Origin of the sequence: Acidovorax sp. 59, from assembly GCF_002754175.1 — a bacterium.
Classification (GTDB): Bacteria; Pseudomonadota; Gammaproteobacteria; order Burkholderiales; family Burkholderiaceae_C; genus Acidovorax; species Acidovorax delafieldii.
Genome location: NZ_PEET01000001.1, coordinates 3,024,223 through 3,041,088 on the forward strand (window position 1 = coordinate 3,024,223; position 16,866 = coordinate 3,041,088).

Genomic DNA, 16,866 nt, shown 5'->3' on the forward strand with positions numbered 1-16,866 from the left:
CGCTTCCCGAGCCCACATCACTCTTGCGGGGCGACTCCGAACTGGAACACGCCAGGCTCCAGAACAGGGTTGACGGTGACCGGAATCACACTCTTGGGTGGGAATCGCCCTTCCAGCAACAGCTTGGACAGCGGATTCTCTATGCGCTGCTGAATCGCCCGCTTGAGCGGCCGTGCGCCAAACACGGGGTCGAACCCCACCTTGGCCAATTCTGCCAAGGCAGCGTCGGACACCTGCAACTCCAAATCCATCTTCGCCAACCGGGATTGCAACAGCTGCAGCTGGATCTTGGCGATCGAGGCAATGTGCTGGGCATCCAGCGCATGGAACACCACGGTCTCATCAATGCGATTCAGGAACTCAGGCCGGAAGTGGTTCTTGAGTTCACCCCAGACGGCTTCCTTGATGTCTTCCGAATCCTGCCCCACCATGGCCTGGATCAGATGCGAGCCGATGTTGCTCGTCATCACGATCACCGTGCTCTTAAAGTCCACGGTGCGGCCCTGGCCGTCGGTTAGGCGGCCGTCGTCCAGCACCTGCAGCAACACGTTGAAGACGTCGGGGTGGGCCTTCTCCACCTCGTCGAGCAGCAGCACGCTGTAGGGCTTGCGGCGCACGGCCTCGGTCAGGTAGCCACCCTCCTCGTAGCCCACATAGCCGGGCGGCGCACCGATCAGACGGGCCACCGAGTGTTTCTCCATGAACTCGCTCATGTCGACGCGGATCAGGTGGTCTTCGCTATCAAACAGGAAGCCCGCGAGCGCCTTGCACAGCTCGGTCTTGCCCACGCCCGTGGGGCCGAGGAACAGGAACGATCCAGTGGGCCGATTGGGGTCACTCAGCCCCGAGCGCGAACGACGAATCGCATTGGCCACTGCGGCAATCGCCTCTTGCTGGCCCACCACACGCTCGTGCAGCTTGGACTCCATCTGCAGGAGCTTGTCTTTTTCGCCCTGCATCATCTTGGCCACGGGAATGCCCGTAGCGCGGCTCACCACTTCAGCGATTTCCTCAGCGCCCACCTGCGTGCGCAGCAGGCGGCGCGTGGCGGGCGCGCCGTCCTTGCCAGCCTCTTGCGCTTGGGCTTCCTTCAGCTGCTTTTCCAACTCAGGCAGCTTGCCGTATTGCAACTCGGCCACCTTGTTGAAGTCGCCTTTGCGAGTGAATTCCTCGATCTGAAACTTGAGCTTGTCGATGGCCTCGCGCACATGAGCGCTACCTTGCGCCTGGGCCTTTTCAGACTGCCAGATCTCGTCGTAGTCGGCGATTTCCTTTTGCAGCTTGGTGATCTCTTCCTCGATGAGCGCAAAGCGTTTTTGTGAGGACTCGTCCTTCTCGCGGCGCACCGCTTCGCGCTCGATCTGCAGCTGAATCAGGCGGCGGTCGAGCTTATCCATCACCTCAGGCTTGGAGTCCATCTCGATCTTGATCTTGGACGCGGCCTCATCGATCAAGTCGATCGCCTTGTCAGGCAGGAAGCGGTCCGTGATGTAGCGATTGCTCAGCTCGGCCGCAGCGACGATCGCTGGGTCGGTAATGTCCACGCCGTGATGGACCTCATACTTCTCCTGTAAGCCGCGGAGGATAGCAATGGTCGCCTCCACGGTGGGCTCGCCGACCAGGATCTTCTGGAAGCGCCGCTCCAGTGCTGCATCCTTTTCGATGTACTTGCGGTATTCGTCGAGTGTGGTGGCCCCCACGCAGTGCAGCTCACCACGCGCCAGCGCGGGCTTGAGCATGTTGCCCGCGTCCATCGCGCCCTCGCCCTTGCCCGCGCCTACCATGGTGTGCAGCTCGTCGATAAAGACGATGGTCTGGCCTTCGTCCTTGGCCAGTTCGTTGAGCACGCTTTTCAGGCGCTCTTCAAACTCGCCCCGGAACTTGGCACCCGCAAGCAGCGCGGCCATATCGAGGCTGAGCACGCGCTTGCCCTTGAGGCTCTCGGGTACTTCGCCCGCCACAATGCGCTGGGCCAGGCCTTCTACGATGGCGGTCTTGCCCACGCCGGGTTCGCCGATCAGCACGGGGTTGTTCTTGGTGCGGCGCTGCAACACCTGGATGGCACGGCGGATTTCGTCGTCGCGGCCAATCACGGGGTCCAGCTTGCCAAGGCGAGCGCGCTCGGTGAGATCCAGGCAGTACTTGGCCAGAGCACCACGCTGGCCTTCGGCCTCTGCGCTGTCCATCTTCTGACCGCCGCGCACGGCGTCGATGGCGGCCTCCAGGCTCTTGCGCGTGAGGCCGTTGTCCTTGGCGATCTTGGCGGCTTCGCCCTTGCTGTCGATCACGGCGAGCAAAAACAGCTCGCTGGCGATGAACTGGTCACCGCGCTTGATCGCCTCTTTCTCGGTGGCCTGGAGCACACGCCCCAACTCAGGGCCGCCTTGTACCTGGTCGTTGCCTTGCACCTGGGGCAGGCGCTTAACCGCCGCCTCGGCCCCCGCCAGCAGGCCGGGCACATTGGCGCCCGCACGCTGCAGCAACGCCTTCGGGCCGTCGTCCTGTTGCAGCATGGCCTGCAGCACATGTACTGGCTCGATGTAGGCGTGGTCATTGCCTAGTGCAATGCTCTGTGCATCGCTCAGGGCTTCCTGGAATTTGGTGGTGAATTTGTCGAGACGCATGGTCTATGTCCTCCGAATTGCACTGAACTTGAGGCGGGGCTACCCGATTTCAAGCAGTGATTGCGAGAGAACGTCGACCTGTATCCAGGGAAAAGTTGGTGATCCTACATGTTTGAGGGTACCCACAACTCATAACCGGGACCAGTCGAATATTCGATCAGAGATACCTAAAATTTAGCAAATCAGTTTACCGAATGAGTCACTTGCACTTGCCTCACCCCACTTTCCACGAATTTTTTATTGAGTTGCTGAACTAGTACAGCTTGAATCAGTGCTTGGTTTGCATGTCCGCACTCTGCCAGTCCGTGCTACAACAATACGCCTAGTCTCCTCAAGGGCACTTGAGCTCGACGTGTCTGTTCTAGCTATGGTCAAGCTCAAGGCCACTGGTGCGGCACTGTTATCTACAGAGAAACCCGAGTTATCAAATTTAATGTAAGGTGCAGAACCAGCAGCAGTATTATTACCTGTGATATTGAAGTAGCTCTTGGGAGCATCTTGAGCTTGAATCGCCGTGTCAGTGCCTTGTGTATATGAGCCGTCGCGATTCATGTCAACATACACTATCCACCCACTGTTCCAGCCAGAACCTTGGGGAATGACAAAGGCATTTCTTCCAGTTTTCATAGCCTCACCTTTTGCTGTATTCACTGCCGCCAAAAGTGAGTTCGCTAACGACGTAAGTTCTGAATTGCGTTGATATTGCACAAAGCTCGGCACAGCAAGGCCTGCCAAGATAGCAGCTATAGCTATAGTGACAATCAACTCAATAAGCGTGAATCCGCCATTACGAATTTTCATTATCATGGCCAGCAAAGCTTAGGATCCGTCGAAGCCGCAGTTCCAGTACAAGTTTTGGCACCAGTAGTAGTCATCTGCAAAGAACCAACTTTTGGATCGGCCTTGACGGGGGTTGCTACGACTCTGACGCAGTCTCCAATTGACAAAGTTCCTGCACCAGCAGGGCACGCATCTGCACTTAATATGTAATGGGAGTTGGCCAAGGTATCGCCCGAGAATGTCTTGAATGGAACTGAGGCTGCAGTAACGCCTCCGCAGGCAGCGCCAGGTGAAGTCGCAGTAGCGGCACCCGTAGATGAATTTGTCGTAAATCCAAGATAGCAATTCTGTTGCGTTATGTAACGCTCTTGCTGTTGAAGCAGTTGTGCGACTGCAGCCCTACCTTGGGCTCTACGCCCCTTAAGAATCGAGTCCGTGTAAGCGGGATAAGCGACGGCAGCTAAAATTCCAATAATTGCCACAACAATCATGAGTTCAATTAGCGTGAACCCCGTTGAATATTTTTCATCATTACTCATGGCGCACTCTTCATATCCTGATAATTAAAAATTTGCCGCCAATTCAAACGTCCAATTGTTTCTTTAGTCGTGACAGGCGGAGCACTGGTGTCGATACCACTCTGCGTTTGCGTGAAACGGCGAAGCGTGGTCGTACGCAAGCGTCTTCCGGTACTGTCAGAAGGCGTCACAACCATTTCCGAATCATTCGATAACAGGACCGGGGGTCCAAGTAAGCCGAGGCTTGAAGGCACATAAGACGCAGAGCCGTTATTAATACTCAAAAAGTATTGATTACCACTACCGAGAGTATTAGAACATGATCCCGCTCCAGCAGCAGTCGAGCCAGGAATTTTGGAATTTACCGCAGCATTTAAAGTACCCAGGTCAAGTGCGGCTTGATCAATTCTTTCCCCTGAAACAGGCAAATCAAAATACCAGCCAGCACGGCTTGTGGTGTCAGAATTCGCGGACGGCCTACCCCATTTGAAAGCGCTTACGGTAATTACTTTGGTGGTTGTATTAACAACACCTCCCTGTAGTCGTCCTCGGCCCGTAATCACGCTCAAGCTCGCAGGTGAATTATCAGCAGCAGTCGATCCATTATCATAAACTGCGTATAAAGTTTGAGCAGTCGTCGAAATATTATCTCCAGACTCAAGATACTTCCCAGTTCCAAAAACTATGTAAAACGACTCAACCCCACCCACTATAGGCCCCGCAAATGCAGTCGGTGCTGCAAAAATAGGTTGAACCTTCGGCGACGCATCGCCCGTGCGCGCAAGGTATAACGGATAAGGAATGGGACTCCCCGCGCTACCTTTATCAAAATAAGACAACTTATCCATACTCCAATCAGCTGGAACCTTGCCGGAAAATTTAAGTCTCCAAAGAGCTCCATGGAGATCGCCCATGTAAATATCAGTCATCTCGCCCTGAGTCCCATACAAAGCGCTGAAGTTAGCCAAACCTGTAGCATTTGAATCAGCGACCGACGAATCCGTAGGCACAGATATCTTGAAATAATTTGCACCTAATGACCAGGCAACACCAGCAGGCTTATCCAATGCCAACAAGAATAGTGCAGGACGGCCTGTAGCGCTAAATCGATTATCAGCATCAGGGACATAGTTGTTTACCCCGCTTCCGACAGCGGCGAACCAGCGATAGGTTACCGTAGCACTCGTTCCACTAGTTTTTATTTTCAATATCTTCGGAGCACCGACAACCTGACCCATGTCCGCATCATCTGCGCGAGTAAACTCCCACATTACATTGGAGGCGCCGAAATTGACAGGATCGGATATATCCAGTGCAAATACTCCGGAGCCCCCACCACCGGTGCCAGATACGAGCACTGTCTTCCAATCAGTACTCGCACCGGTACTAGCCACCTGCGCCTCTGAAATCACTGATGGTGCATCAACATAATTCTGATGATTGTTCGAAAATGCAGGATCGGCCAATGCTGGCAAATTACGACCCACCCAACTCGGAATATACGCAAACAATTCGTCGCCCGTTGCCGCATTGAATGCATGGAGCATACCGTCATTGCCCCCCGCAAAAACAGCAGCAGGACGGGAATCGTAAGCAGCACGAAATGCTGCATATCCTGTACCCGTGTGAGCTTTAGAAGGCGCACCAGAATATGAGATATTAGAATTGACGATATCACCCAGCAATGAACTCCTAACCCTAAATGGAGCACCTTCCTTGGTCCGATCGCCGCGCAGATAAGCAAGTCGATCTGCACCCAACCCATCAGGGGCCGCCGCCGGACTCGGCTTATTCAACATATCCTGCAGCGCCCCATCGATTGCCGTCCAAGTAAAAGTCGTGGCGGTAGTGCTAGACGTTGCTCCTGAACGGCCCACGAAAATTTTACGATTACTAGCAGGTGAAATCCTGTTGTCCAGGCGCTGCGCAGCACTCCACAGCTGGGTTGAGACGGTGAGGTTATTGCTGGCGTCTTGCGTGATGGGCTCAGCAACGACATCGCCGCTCCAATTGCTAGTGTCAAACTTTGCGGAATAGGATACCGAATTGGAGGTAACCTTGGCTCCGGTACTCAAACCACCACCAGCCACGCTACGCGAACTAGTGGATGCGCGACTGAAAATTTCATCAAAAGCAGATAGTACGCCTCGTGCATTGCTCTGCAAATAATAAGTGCTGGCTTCGCCAATACCCCCTGCAGCACCGTTGGGCCCTAGCCGAATTGGATCACGCCAGACATCGTTGTCGTTAGTTCCATCTTGCCTTTTAAATGGATTACCAAAAGTATTAAATGGTTTTTTCCCTGGATTACTTGGATCGGACTGAAAGCCACCATATTTAGCCACCATGAACAGCTCATTCAAATTCCTTCGAGTATTATCATTAAGCTGATCACCAAACTCGTTAACATCAAATGAAAATGTTTTTACTCGTAATCCTGGCCGTTGTTTCCCCCCGCTCCCAGCCTCTCCCGTCCAGTTGCTACCACGAATATCATGCGTGTGCGCCCAGTATGCTAATCCGATCATCTTGTCTGATGGCATGCTGCTGTTTGTAGCATTTGGATTTCCCGTATTGCGACTCACGCCCTGACCATCTAGGTAGCTTACTACAGTACCTTTCTCAAAATTGTTTACGATACTAAGCCAAGAAGCGATATCCGGAACATTGTTTGCAGCACTTAAACTCGGATATCGAGCCGATCCGCTGCTGTCGATATTCACATCCCCAATGACCACGATGTTACTTTTTAAGCAGGAGTAGTCGGCGCTCGGAGTGCGCCCCCCACCATAAGGATCGCTCCAACTAGTGTAGACCGGGAACCCGTCTTTCATTGCCGTGGTAATGGATCCGATTGCCGCAGGGCTAGGCTGCAGGCCCTGCAAGTAACGCAATGTTTCATAATAAAGTTCACCAAGGGGGTCGTAATATTTGTAAAGCCCCTGAGTAGCCCCAGTTCTTCCGAATTTATTAAGATAATTGATAACACCACTATTTCCGAATTCTACGTCCGAATCAGGATTCTTAATAAATTCGCCGGTATTCAAATTCCACTCAGCGTTAGGATTACCACCACTGGCCGTGTTATCCTGCCCATTAATATTATATGTTTTTGAGCCCACATATTTCATTGGTGCCCGAAGGACACCGCCAAATGTAGCGCCAGCAGCGCTGTTATTCTTACTCTGCGGCATATAACCGAATGCCGCAAGACGCAGCTGATCGCTATACTTTTGTATGGCCCCTACAGGCTTGTAGTTTCCAGCAGGATATTGCTTGCACAGCTTATAATCCCTGCTATCAAGCAAGTCCCCTGCGCCATTTTTATCGCACACTTGTACACGCGCGAAAAAATAACCATCGGTGTTTAATATGCTGGATCCGCTAGAGCCCAACGTATAGCTGCTTGCACTGGCCTTAGTAGTCCCTTGCTTAGAACCAGCACGAAAGTATATTTTATTGCTATCGTTTGCGATGGCAATATTATTTGTTCCAGCCGCACTACGCATTGACTGGGGGATAGCGCCCCAAAAATCATTAGCCCCACTTTTACCAGCTCGCGTCAAATTCTTAGACGGAAAATTGGTGCCATTCCAGAAATTGGTTGAAACTGAGGCATCAGGCAGAACTGCACGCTGTAAAATAGTAAGCGAGGATGTATCGATATAACGATCTCCGCCTGAAAGCGCCAAACGCAGCATATCAACAGCAGAACTAGAAGCCCAGTTCAAAAAATTACCACTGAAGTTTTCACCGGCACATTTTCTATTGGTTGCTGCACCACTGCGGTCAAAACGCTTGTAATCAGATAGTGTCAAGCCTGATGGACGAGTTTCGGTAGGCGCATTATTGTAGGCGTAACATGATTCCGCATCATAATATCCGAGATATTCATTCTCATAACTGTACGCGCTGTCATCAGAGGATCCGGGAGTCTGAACGTATTGGGCTCCGACAGTAGGGAATTCTACTGAAAGCGCCAACGCAATCGTTGGCTTATCGACCACTAAAGCAGCGTAGAGGGGCTCGGCTGCAAGCACAACAGGGGGTATTGCAGGGGGCGCCCCAGCACCTGTTGCAACAAAAGAGATTGCAATAGAGACCGGCACCAGAACCCACAACGCATATGAAACGCGCTTTTGAGCCAGCTCATTCCAAAGCTTTTTAGCCAATAAGCCATTGCTGCCCGTGAGACTTTGAGAGAGTTTTGGCATATCAATTTCTTCGCTCAATTTCTATAGATTATTTGAAGCACGCCCTGTGTTTCTGCATTAGGACCAAACCCCATTGAGGTAATCCGGTATACGTAGGAGGGGCCCGATCCAGCTGAAGGATCTGTGGTCCTATAGGATTTGACTCCATAACGATCCAAAATAGGCTCAATGACGTACCGTGGTGGCCGGGCGGGCTGCGTGCCCTTAACACCAGATGGGAAATCTCGTCCAGTGTAAGTGCCTAACTCGACAGCCTTTGCACCCGAGCCTGAAGTTGTAAAATCAACTATCAACCAAGCTGGCTTTCCTGTCTCTTTCAGAGAACACAGCCCGATGCTCTGCCCAGAGTCTCCACAATTGTCAATAAACTTTGCAAGATCCACATCACCGCGCTTAAAAATTGTATTTCTTTTGTTCGCAGAGGAAGCAGGAAGCCCTTCAATATCAAATTCAGCATCGATTAGTCCGGCCTCCGCACCCTGCCATGCCACTTGCATATCTCTTTCATTTCGGGTGCCTCGCTCCGCCATCATTGCTATCTGTATTCCACCTACACCAAGCACGGAGGCTACAATCAGGATCAGCATCACAACGATCAAGGACAAACCCCTCTCGTGTGCAAAATCTCGACACCTCGCTGCTGAATGAATTGCCATCATATTAATACTCACCCTGAAAGTTGCGCAAATGAATGGTGAAGGTGAGCGTCTGCCGTAATCGACCATCGACCGCAGGTGTGTATTCAGTCCCAGGGTCTACAGTATTATTAGCAAAACCAGACCCTAATGCTCCACCTGTGGCTCCTTTGGTTACACCTAATGGGTAAAAGGTCTGCGTCACCCGGTCAATCGCGGACCCAGGCGCGCCTCGGAGTACCACACCGATTCGAATGCTACGAACCCGTTGCCAGTTAGCAAATGTAGCAGCATCATTACCAGAAACTGTTAGCTGATCAGCTCTCAAATATCGTTCAGGAATGGAGTCTGCCGAAGAAGACGGAATGGGAACTGTAGTATTTCCTGGACCAATACCATCAACCCCGTAGAGAATTTGAAAATTCTCCACACCAGAAATAATCGGCTGTACGTCATAGGGAGCAGCCCCAGTATCCGATCGAGAGCAAAGGAGGGCCGGCTCCCCGTCTACGCCAGTGCCAACATGCAGAATACTCACTAACTTGTCGTCGAGCCCTGTAGGGACCGCCGGTGAAGCAACACCAGCACAGTCAATCATCGTCCCGTCAGAGGTAGTAGCATCTGGATTCGCTGAGCTTGTCTGGTGACGAAGAACAAGAATATCGCTTCCATAGCCCAACTGCCCTGAGGTGCGGGTGGTGCCAGCATCCCACGTAGTAGTAGATGTGCGAGAAGCGTTGTTTAGTCCAAAAACGTTTGGCGGGGGAGTGCTAGTCCCATATGCCTGATTGGCTTTTTGGGTCGTATCCGTTGCAAATCTTGGATCTCTGTAACCTGTCTGCACGCCAAGTCGCTGGGTCAAGCTTTGCAAATATCTGCCGTTGTCCCGCAATTGCGAAGAAGCGTCTACTGCAGTAAACCCTTGGCGGGAAATCAGCAAAGAAGCAGCAGCAGCGAGCGCAACCAAGAGCCCCAGACTCATTGCCACCATAAGTTCAATTAGCGTGACGCCACATTGACCATGAGCCTTAGACTGCGGCGTATACAGTGGATGGAACTGCATGGACTTCTTCATAGTGCGTTTCCACTCGTCACAGGAAATACGACATAAGGGCGACTACCGCTGTCGCTCGCCCTCTCAAGCGCAGCACTACCAGTTTGACTCTTGTCCGTTGATGAGCGCGTCCAGCCGATTTTGATGAACACGATTTCATCAGCACCAGTCGCATTACACGTCCATTGGGGGAGGCCATTGGCGTCGAATGGAGCTCCATCGAAACAGACAGTGACTCTTGCGTCCGGTAGTTCAGCAGCTACACGAGCTAACCAATCCGTCATTTCTGCACTCGCTACATCCAGTGTGGAAGTGCAACCTGTGGATGCATTGGCAACTCTCATGCAAAAGCTTGGCGTCGCCATGGTCATTGAAGTTACCAAGTAAGGATTGGCAGCTGCCGTGGTTTTCACAGCAATCTCTTTATTTCCACGCATCATTTCAGCAAGCTCACGCGCAAACACCACAGCCTGGGATTGGAGTTTCGCATCACGATTGGCCTGAATGGCAAACGCCTGCATGCCTACCGTGCCTAACATACCAAAGGCGAGAATCACAATTGCAACCAAGACCTCCACAAGCGTGAAGCCCCGCTCGATGCTGCGAACATCCGCATCTTGACCGAATACTTGGACGCAATTGAGCGCAAATGTAGATCGATGTTTCATAACCCTATCTTACGGAGCCCCCAAAGTTTGGAGTAGTCAGGAACGCACCGTTTGGGCCCTCGAATTGACCGCTAAGCGCCAAAGAGCGTTGCGCGCTCTGTTTAGCGCACTTTGCAGCGACCGGTTGCGCAGAACTGCGCGCACCGCAACGCATCGGTGCTTACAGCCCCAAATTGTCTAGTTCGGATCAGCGCGTTTGCTACCGCTCGCTGCAGCGGAGACAATGTCGCCCACGATGGCCTCTCCGCAACGCCCTGAAAGCCTGAACACAGCTGGCGAATTTGACCCTGACTCAACCTTGGCATTCCAGCGCCGCATGGAGCGAGCGCCGGAGTGGTTTTGTTCTTTTCTAGCGGGCAACAGTAGAGAAAAGAGCCGCTTGCGCCGCGAGATGGCCACCATGAAAGGCTCGGTGGTCTGGCTGGTGCAGCAGCGCCGCCAGGGCACCTGGAGTGCCGAGGAACGTGCCCACCTGCGGGATGTGATGCGGTCTGCCTCTTCGGTCAGCCCTTATCTTTTTATTTGGGTGATCCCCGGCTCGATGCTGCTGCTGCCCTTCATGGCGTGGTTTCTGGACAAGCAACGCAAACGGCGGGAACGCAAGCTTTTGCGATAGCACTGCACTGGGCTGAAGGATATAGCGCGCTCAAAAAAACAGCCCAGTCGGCCTGCCCCTGCGGTCTCAGCCTAGGGGCTATGCCCAGTTGCTGGTAATGACCACCAGCATACCCGCCCCCACCAGCCCCAGCTGCCAGCGCAAGGCCGTTGACCACGATGGCACATGACGCTCCACTCGCAGATACAACAGACGCCCAGCTGCCAGCGACAGCCCAAACGCCAGGAGCATGCCCACGGCGTTCAGCGCTGGTGATGTAGGCCAGAGGTGGCTGACCACCGCGTTCACGAGCAAGCACACGGCAAAGTGCACCAGAAACACCGAGTACGACATCTGGCCGAGCTTTACGAGCGGCGACACACCGGGAAAGCTGCGCATGCGCGCAGAGCGCATCGCCACCACCAGGCACAAGGCCGTGACCGCAGCCACGGCAATGCGTGCCCGGAAATCCACCGCCAGCGCTGCCCCCACCAGCAGCGCCATGAGGCAGACCCATGCCTGCGCCTGCGGCGCCCGCACCGCCCAGTAGGCCAGCATGCCCAGGCCGTAGGCACCAAAAAAGTACAGCGCCCACATGTCCAACCCCGCGATGCGGTTGAAAACCCATAGCGAGGCAGCAGCCACCAACAGCACCAGCCCCTGCGACAAGGCCGCTGCATGGTGCTGTACCCAGCGCACAGGCAGCGCGCGTACACCGGCCAGCATCAGCACAGTCAGCGCAAAGAGTTGAAAGTCGATGGCCACGTACCACACGCCAGCCGACAAAGCACCTTCACCCACGATGTCCTGCAGCAGCAAAGCGTTCGCCAACAGTTGTGACAAGGTGGGTTGGTCGGGCACAGAGTGGTGCTCCATCCAAGGCCGCACGAGGGCGGCGACCACCACCGCCAGCATCAACGCCACGGCATAAGGCACCACAAGCCGCACGAAGCGTTTGGCAATGGCGGTGCCCGCATGATCGAAACGAGCGAAGCCCTGGGGCGCAAGGCTCGCAGCAGCCAGGTACCCACCCAACACCAGAAACACCTGCACCGCCATGCGCCCATAGTCATATAGCCACGCTATGAGTGATGGAGCCAAGGGATGGGCGATGTCGGACATCGGGCCATAAAAGGCCAAGTGGTGCCACACGATGGTGGCGCAAGCCATGCCCTTGATCATGTCGATCGAGGGTGTGCGGGATGTGGACGAGGACATAGGGCGAGGTGTTGAATCCCTGCGGGCAGTGCGCCGCTGGATATCCGGATTCCCTCCGCGCTCATTCGCCTTTTGCGCAAAGCAGCAAGACGAACTGGACCGAGGATGGAACAACAAAACCCGCTATTGTCCTCCGTTAGAGGATTTTTTGCACAGCTGCACTATCTCCCGCTGGTCTGCCATCACCTGCAGCGGGCTCGATGAACGAGAGTCCGCCCATCGCGCGAAGCGTGGAGACCCTCAGTAACGCAGACTGCCTTCCGCGTCCACGATAGCCAGCTCCACATAGGTCGATCCATTGTGGTTGCGCGGCGAATACTTCACGCTGAAACGACCAAAAGCAATTTCACCAGCTTCTTCCATCGTTTTGGAGAACGACTCGGTAGTCAGGTTGCGCCCCGCGCGGCGTAGCCCTTCCACCAGCAAGCGTGCGTGGACAAAACCTTCAAACTGTGAAGCCGAGGGCTGAGCGCCGGGCGACTTGGCACGCAGCAGGCTCAGATATTCGGCCACCACCGGGATGGTGGTGTTGCGCAGCGAAGGCATGATCTGCGCCAGGATGATGCCCCGCGCCTTGTCCCTGAGTTCGCGCTGGATCACGTCCATGCTGGCCACCGAGAACCCGTAGTAGGCAGGCCGCGCTGCCGTGGCCTGCACGGCCTTGATGTAGCTGGTGAAGGTGGTGCCGCCCGTGGCCACGATCACAGCCTGGGGCTGGACTTTCTCGGTCGCTTGCGCGGCTGCGGCAAAGTCGGGCTGCTTTGGGTCTACCTTGATCTCGGCCAGGAAGGGAAGCTTCTCCTCTTCCGATGCTTTCTTGAGCTCGCCCGCCAGTGTCTTGCCCAGGCCATCGTCCTGAAAGAACACGGCTACACGGGTGATGCCTTGCTGGCGCAACTGCGACACGATCTTGCTGGCCTCGTTCGCATAACCCGCACGCACATGGAACACATGGGGATTGAACGCCTCACGAAACACCGAGGCGCCCGTGACGGGGCCAAACAACAGGGTGCGTTGCTCCTTGATCAGCGGCAGGATCGCAGCCGTCTGCGCCGTGCCGGTGCTGTGGAAGATCATGAACACTTTGTCGTTTTCCAGCAGCTGGCGGGTGTTCTCGACGGCCTTTTGCGGGTCGAAAGCATCGTCGAGCGTGGTGTACCGGATCATGCGGCCATGCACCCCGCCCTGCGCGTTCACCGCGTCGAACAGCAGTCGCGAGCCCTCCCCGTACTGTGCCGTCTGCTGCCCCAGCGGCCCCGACAGCACCACCGAGGCACCCAGCCGGATTTCATCGGCCGTCACGCCTTCATTGCGGGCATGAACCAGGGTGGCGGCGCATACGGCCAGCAGGCACACAAAAGCACGGAACATCGGGCATCTCCCTCGCAACATGGTGACAGGGCCGGCGAACGTGGCACCGGCATTCATTGATTATTTTTCATCACCATTATCGGTAGGGGACTTCTCCTCCTCACGCGGGTTTCCCCTCGGGTGCGTCACCGCAAAGACACCGCTAGAACACATCCCACAAAGACATTCGCCCGCTATGTGTGGATACACATGGCGGGCGAAACAAACGGCGGGGTGAGGGAAGAGGGACGGCCGAATGCCCCCAGAGACACAAAGCCACCGCCCCTCACACAGAGCGCAGATTCAGAGCTTGAGACGGGCGCGGGCCGCCTCGTATTCACCGCGCAGCTTGGCGACCAGTTCGGCGGTGCTGGTCACGGCGTTGATGGAGCCGATGCCCTGGCCGCAGCCCCAGATATCTTTCCATGCCTTCTTGGCGTCGCCGCCAAAGTTCATCTTGCTGGGGTCGGACTCGGGCAGGTTGTCCGGGTCCATGCCGGCCGCACGGATCGAGGGCGCCAGGTAGTTGCCATGCACGCCCGTGAACAGGTTGCTATAGACGATGTCGTCCGAATTGCCGTCCACGATGGCTTGCTTGTAGGCCTCGCTGGCGCGGGCCTCATGGGTGGCGATGAAGGCCGAACCGATGTAGCCAAAGTCTGCCCCCATGGCCTGTGCAGCCAGCACCGCGCCGCCACTGGCAATAGAGCCGCTGAGCGCCAGCGGGCCGTCGAACCACTGGCGGATTTCCTGGATCAGCGCAAACGGGCTCTTGGTGCCAGCATGACCACCAGCACCGGCCGCCACGGCGATCAGGCCGTCAGCGCCCTTCTCAATCGCCTTGTGCGCGAACTTGTTGTTGATGATGTCGTGCAGCACCACGCCGCCCCAGGCATGCACGGCCTGGTTCACGTCCTCGCGCGCACCCAGGCTGGTGATGATGATCGGCACCTTGTACTTGGCGCACACCTGCATGTCGTGCTCCAGCCGGTCGTTGCTCTTGTGCACGATCTGGTTGATGGCAAACGGCGCAGCAGGCTTGTCGGGGTTCGCCTTGTTGTAGGCCGCCAAGGTCTCGGTGATCTCGGCCAGCCACTCGTCCAGCAGTTCGGCAGGGCGGGCATTGAGCGCGGGCATGGAGCCCACCACACCGGCCTTGCACTGCTCGATCACGAGCTTGGGGTTGCTGATGATGAACAGCGGCGAACCGATGACGGGCAGCGACAGGTTTTGCAACACGGGAGGCAGTTTGGACATGGCAACAACTTCCAGAACAAGAATAGGGATGGAATAGGCCGGATGCGCTAGTGAATCATGCGTCCGTAGCTATCATTTTTATATCAAGGCCCCTGCCCCGCAGGTGGCCTGTCTCCTCACGGCACGCCAGTCCTTCAGAAGGCTTCCAGCGCCAGCTCGGTCACGCTGGCCGCGCCTTCCACAATGCTGTCGCGCAGGCCCGGAGCCTTCACCAGGATGTGGTCGGCATAGAACTGGGCCGTGGTTATTTTTGCGCGCATGAAGGCTTCGTCCTGTCCCTTGTGCAACAGGTCTTGGGCCACCAGCAGGCTGCGTGCCAGCTGCCAGCCCGCCACCACATTGCCCGCCAGCATCAGGTAGGGCACGCTGCCCGCAAACACGGCGTTGGGCTGGGCCTTGGTGCCACCGGCTACAAAGTCGATCACGTCGAGCAGCGCCTTGCGCGCCGCCGTCAGGCGTTTGGCCACGGCCAGCGCAGCAGGCGTGCCGCTGGCCAGCAGGTCGGCCTCGGTCTTCTCGATCTGCGCGGCGATGCCCTTGGCCACCTGGCCGCCATCGCGCGCCGTCTTGCGGCCCACCAAATCATTGGCCTGGATGGCGGTGGTGCCTTCGTAGATGGTCAGGATCTTGGCGTCGCGGTAGTACTGGGCCGCGCCGGTTTCTTCGATGAAGCCCATGCCACCATGCACCTGCACGCCCAGGCTGGTCACTTCCAGGCTCGTCTCGGTGCTGTAGCCCTTGACCAGGGGCACCATGAATTCATAGAACGCCTGGTTCTGCTTGCGCGTGTCGGCATCGGGGTGGTGGTGTGCGGCATCAAACGCCGCAGCCGCCACCGTGGCCATGGCGCGGCAACCCTCGACGGTGGCGCGCATGGTCATGAGCATGCGCTTGACGTCAGGGTGGTGAATGATGGCGGCGCTGGCGTTGATGCTGCCGTCCACGGGGCGGCTCTGCACGCGGTCTTTCGCGTACTGCACAGCCTTTTGGTAGGCGCGCTCGGAGATCGCGATGCCCTGCATGCCCACGGCGTAGCGGGCCGCATTCATCATGATGAACATGTATTCGAGGCCCCGGTTCTCCTGGCCCACCAGGTAGCCCACCGCGCCGCCGTGGTCGCCAAACTGCAGCACGGCCGTGGGCGATGCCTTGATGCCCAGCTTGTGCTCGATGCTCACGCAATGCGCGTCATTCCGCGCGCCCAGGCTTCCGTCCTTGTTGACCATGAACTTGGGCACCACGAACAGGCTGATGCCCTTGACGCCCTCCGGCGCGCCCTGCACGCGGGCCAGCACCAGGTGGATGATGTTTTCGGCCATGTCGTGCTCACCGTAGGTGATGAAGATCTTGGTGCCGAAAATCTTGTAGGTGCCGTCGGGCTGGGGTTCTGCACGCGTGCGCACCAGGGCCAGGTCCGAGCCCGCCTGGGGTTCGGTCAGGTTCATGGTGCCAGTCCACTCGCCGGTCACCAGCTTTTCGAGGTAGGTGGCCTTGAGTTCATCGCTGCCTGCTGTCAGCAGCGCCTCGATGGCGCCGTCGGTCAGCAGCGGGCACAGCGCAAAGCTCATGTTGGCGCTGTTGGTCATCTCGATGCAGGCCGCGCCGATGGTCTTGGGCAGGCCCTGGCCGCCAAAGTCGGCGGGGTGCTGCAGGCCTTGCCAGCCGCCTTCGCCATATTGGCGGAAGGCTTCCTTGAAGCCGGGGGTGGTGGTGACCACGCCGTCTTTCCAGCTCGACGGGTTCTTGTCGCCTTCCCAGTTGAGCGGCGACAGCACCCCTTCGTTGAACTTGGCACACTCTTCCAGCACGGCGGCGGCCGTGTCCAGCCCGGCATCTTCAAAACCGGGGATTTGCGCGATCTGTTCAATGTTGGCCAGGTGCTCGATGGCGAACAGCATGTCCTTGACGGGGGCGGTGTAGCTCATGGGTGTCTCCGGGAAAGCGAAATTTCGT

At 56.2% G+C, this 16,866-nt stretch carries 12 protein-coding genes; 1 reads left to right on the forward strand and 11 read right to left on the reverse strand.

What is annotated here, in order from left to right:
• Positions 1-17: 17 nt before the first annotated feature.
• The 7 genes from clpB to pilV all read right to left on the reverse strand — a co-directional run bounded on the left by clpB (position 18) and on the right by pilV (position 10,493).
• Positions 18-2,624 (reverse strand): ATP-dependent chaperone ClpB, encoded by a 2,607-nt coding sequence (gene clpB, locus CLU87_RS13755; protein ID WP_099730790.1) that lies wholly within the window; start codon positions 2,622-2,624, stop codon positions 18-20.
• Between the two features lie 237 nt (positions 2,625-2,861).
• Complete coding sequence (locus tag CLU87_RS13760) at positions 2,862-3,425, reverse strand: GspH/FimT family pseudopilin (RefSeq protein WP_233193784.1); 564 nt, start codon at positions 3,423-3,425, stop codon at positions 2,862-2,864.
• Positions 3,426-3,427: 2 nt separating this feature from the next.
• Positions 3,428-3,943: a type IV pilin protein gene (locus CLU87_RS13765; protein WP_099730792.1), complete on the reverse strand. Its 516-nt coding sequence runs from the start codon at positions 3,941-3,943 to the stop codon at positions 3,428-3,430.
• Positions 3,940-8,136: a pilus assembly protein gene (locus CLU87_RS13770; RefSeq protein ID WP_099732181.1), complete on the reverse strand. Its 4,197-nt coding sequence runs from the start codon at positions 8,134-8,136 to the stop codon at positions 3,940-3,942. Before CLU87_RS13770 ends, CLU87_RS13765 begins: the two co-directional genes overlap by 4 nt.
• A gap of 14 nt (positions 8,137-8,150) precedes the next feature.
• Positions 8,151-8,795: a PilX N-terminal domain-containing pilus assembly protein gene (locus tag CLU87_RS13775; RefSeq protein WP_099730793.1), complete on the reverse strand. Its 645-nt coding sequence runs from the start codon at positions 8,793-8,795 to the stop codon at positions 8,151-8,153.
• A gap of 1 nt (position 8,796) precedes the next feature.
• Entirely contained in the window at positions 8,797-9,846 is a 1,050-nt protein-coding gene (locus CLU87_RS13780) for a PilW family protein (protein ID WP_099730794.1), read from the reverse strand.
• Complete coding sequence (pilV, locus tag CLU87_RS13785) at positions 9,843-10,493, reverse strand: type IV pilus modification protein PilV (RefSeq protein WP_099730795.1); 651 nt, start codon at positions 10,491-10,493, stop codon at positions 9,843-9,845. The genes CLU87_RS13780 and pilV overlap by 4 nt, the downstream gene beginning before the upstream one ends.
• Before the next feature lie 235 nt (positions 10,494-10,728).
• Between pilV and CLU87_RS13790 the strand changes: the two genes are divergently transcribed.
• Positions 10,729-11,109, forward strand: a complete 381-nt coding sequence (locus tag CLU87_RS13790; RefSeq protein ID WP_099732182.1) for a hypothetical protein — start codon at positions 10,729-10,731, stop codon at positions 11,107-11,109.
• A 78-nt stretch (positions 11,110-11,187) separates the two neighbouring features.
• On the opposite strand, the gene CLU87_RS13795 is transcribed toward CLU87_RS13790, so the two are convergent.
• The 4 genes from CLU87_RS13795 to CLU87_RS13810 all read right to left on the reverse strand — a co-directional run bounded on the left by CLU87_RS13795 (position 11,188) and on the right by CLU87_RS13810 (position 16,838).
• Positions 11,188-12,306 (reverse strand): acyltransferase, encoded by a 1,119-nt coding sequence (locus CLU87_RS13795; protein ID WP_099730796.1) that lies wholly within the window; start codon positions 12,304-12,306, stop codon positions 11,188-11,190.
• Between the two features lie 240 nt (positions 12,307-12,546).
• Positions 12,547-13,677 carry an ABC transporter substrate-binding protein gene (locus CLU87_RS13800; protein WP_099730797.1) on the reverse strand — a complete coding sequence of 377 codons (1,131 nt, stop codon included), beginning with the start codon at positions 13,675-13,677 and terminating at the stop codon, positions 12,547-12,549.
• Between the two features lie 282 nt (positions 13,678-13,959).
• Positions 13,960-14,913, reverse strand: a complete 954-nt coding sequence (locus CLU87_RS13805) for a nitronate monooxygenase family protein (RefSeq protein WP_099730798.1) — start codon at positions 14,911-14,913, stop codon at positions 13,960-13,962.
• Between the two features lie 134 nt (positions 14,914-15,047).
• Positions 15,048-16,838, reverse strand: coding sequence for an acyl-CoA dehydrogenase (locus tag CLU87_RS13810; RefSeq protein WP_099730799.1), 1,791 nt, complete (start codon positions 16,836-16,838; stop codon positions 15,048-15,050).
• Positions 16,839-16,866 lie beyond the last annotated feature (28 nt).

What these genes read in the sequence shown, in the direction of transcription:
- CLU87_RS13760 (WP_233193784.1), bottom strand. Translation starts at nt 3,425, where the DNA reads ATGAAAATTCGTAATGGCGGATTCACGCTTATTGAGTTGATTGTCACT.
- CLU87_RS13795 (WP_099730796.1), bottom strand. Translation starts at nt 12,306, where the DNA reads ATGTCCTCGTCCACATCCCGCACACCCTCGATCGACATGATCAAGGGC.
- pilV (WP_099730795.1), bottom strand. Translation starts at nt 10,493, where the DNA reads ATGAAACATCGATCTACATTTGCGCTCAATTGCGTCCAAGTATTCGGT.
- CLU87_RS13800 (WP_099730797.1), bottom strand. Translation starts at nt 13,677, where the DNA reads ATGTTCCGTGCTTTTGTGTGCCTGCTGGCCGTATGCGCCGCCACCCTG.
- CLU87_RS13805 (WP_099730798.1), bottom strand. Translation starts at nt 14,913, where the DNA reads ATGTCCAAACTGCCTCCCGTGTTGCAAAACCTGTCGCTGCCCGTCATC.
- CLU87_RS13790 (WP_099732182.1), top strand. Translation starts at nt 10,729, where the DNA reads ATGGCCTCTCCGCAACGCCCTGAAAGCCTGAACACAGCTGGCGAATTT.
- CLU87_RS13810 (WP_099730799.1), bottom strand. Translation starts at nt 16,838, where the DNA reads ATGAGCTACACCGCCCCCGTCAAGGACATGCTGTTCGCCATCGAGCAC.
- CLU87_RS13770 (WP_099732181.1), bottom strand. Translation starts at nt 8,136, where the DNA reads ATGCCAAAACTCTCTCAAAGTCTCACGGGCAGCAATGGCTTATTGGCT.
- CLU87_RS13775 (WP_099730793.1), bottom strand. Translation starts at nt 8,795, where the DNA reads ATGATGGCAATTCATTCAGCAGCGAGGTGTCGAGATTTTGCACACGAG.
- clpB (WP_099730790.1), bottom strand. Translation starts at nt 2,624, where the DNA reads ATGCGTCTCGACAAATTCACCACCAAATTCCAGGAAGCCCTGAGCGAT.
- CLU87_RS13765 (WP_099730792.1), bottom strand. Translation starts at nt 3,943, where the DNA reads ATGAGTAATGATGAAAAATATTCAACGGGGTTCACGCTAATTGAACTC.
- CLU87_RS13780 (WP_099730794.1), bottom strand. Translation starts at nt 9,846, where the DNA reads ATGAAGAAGTCCATGCAGTTCCATCCACTGTATACGCCGCAGTCTAAG.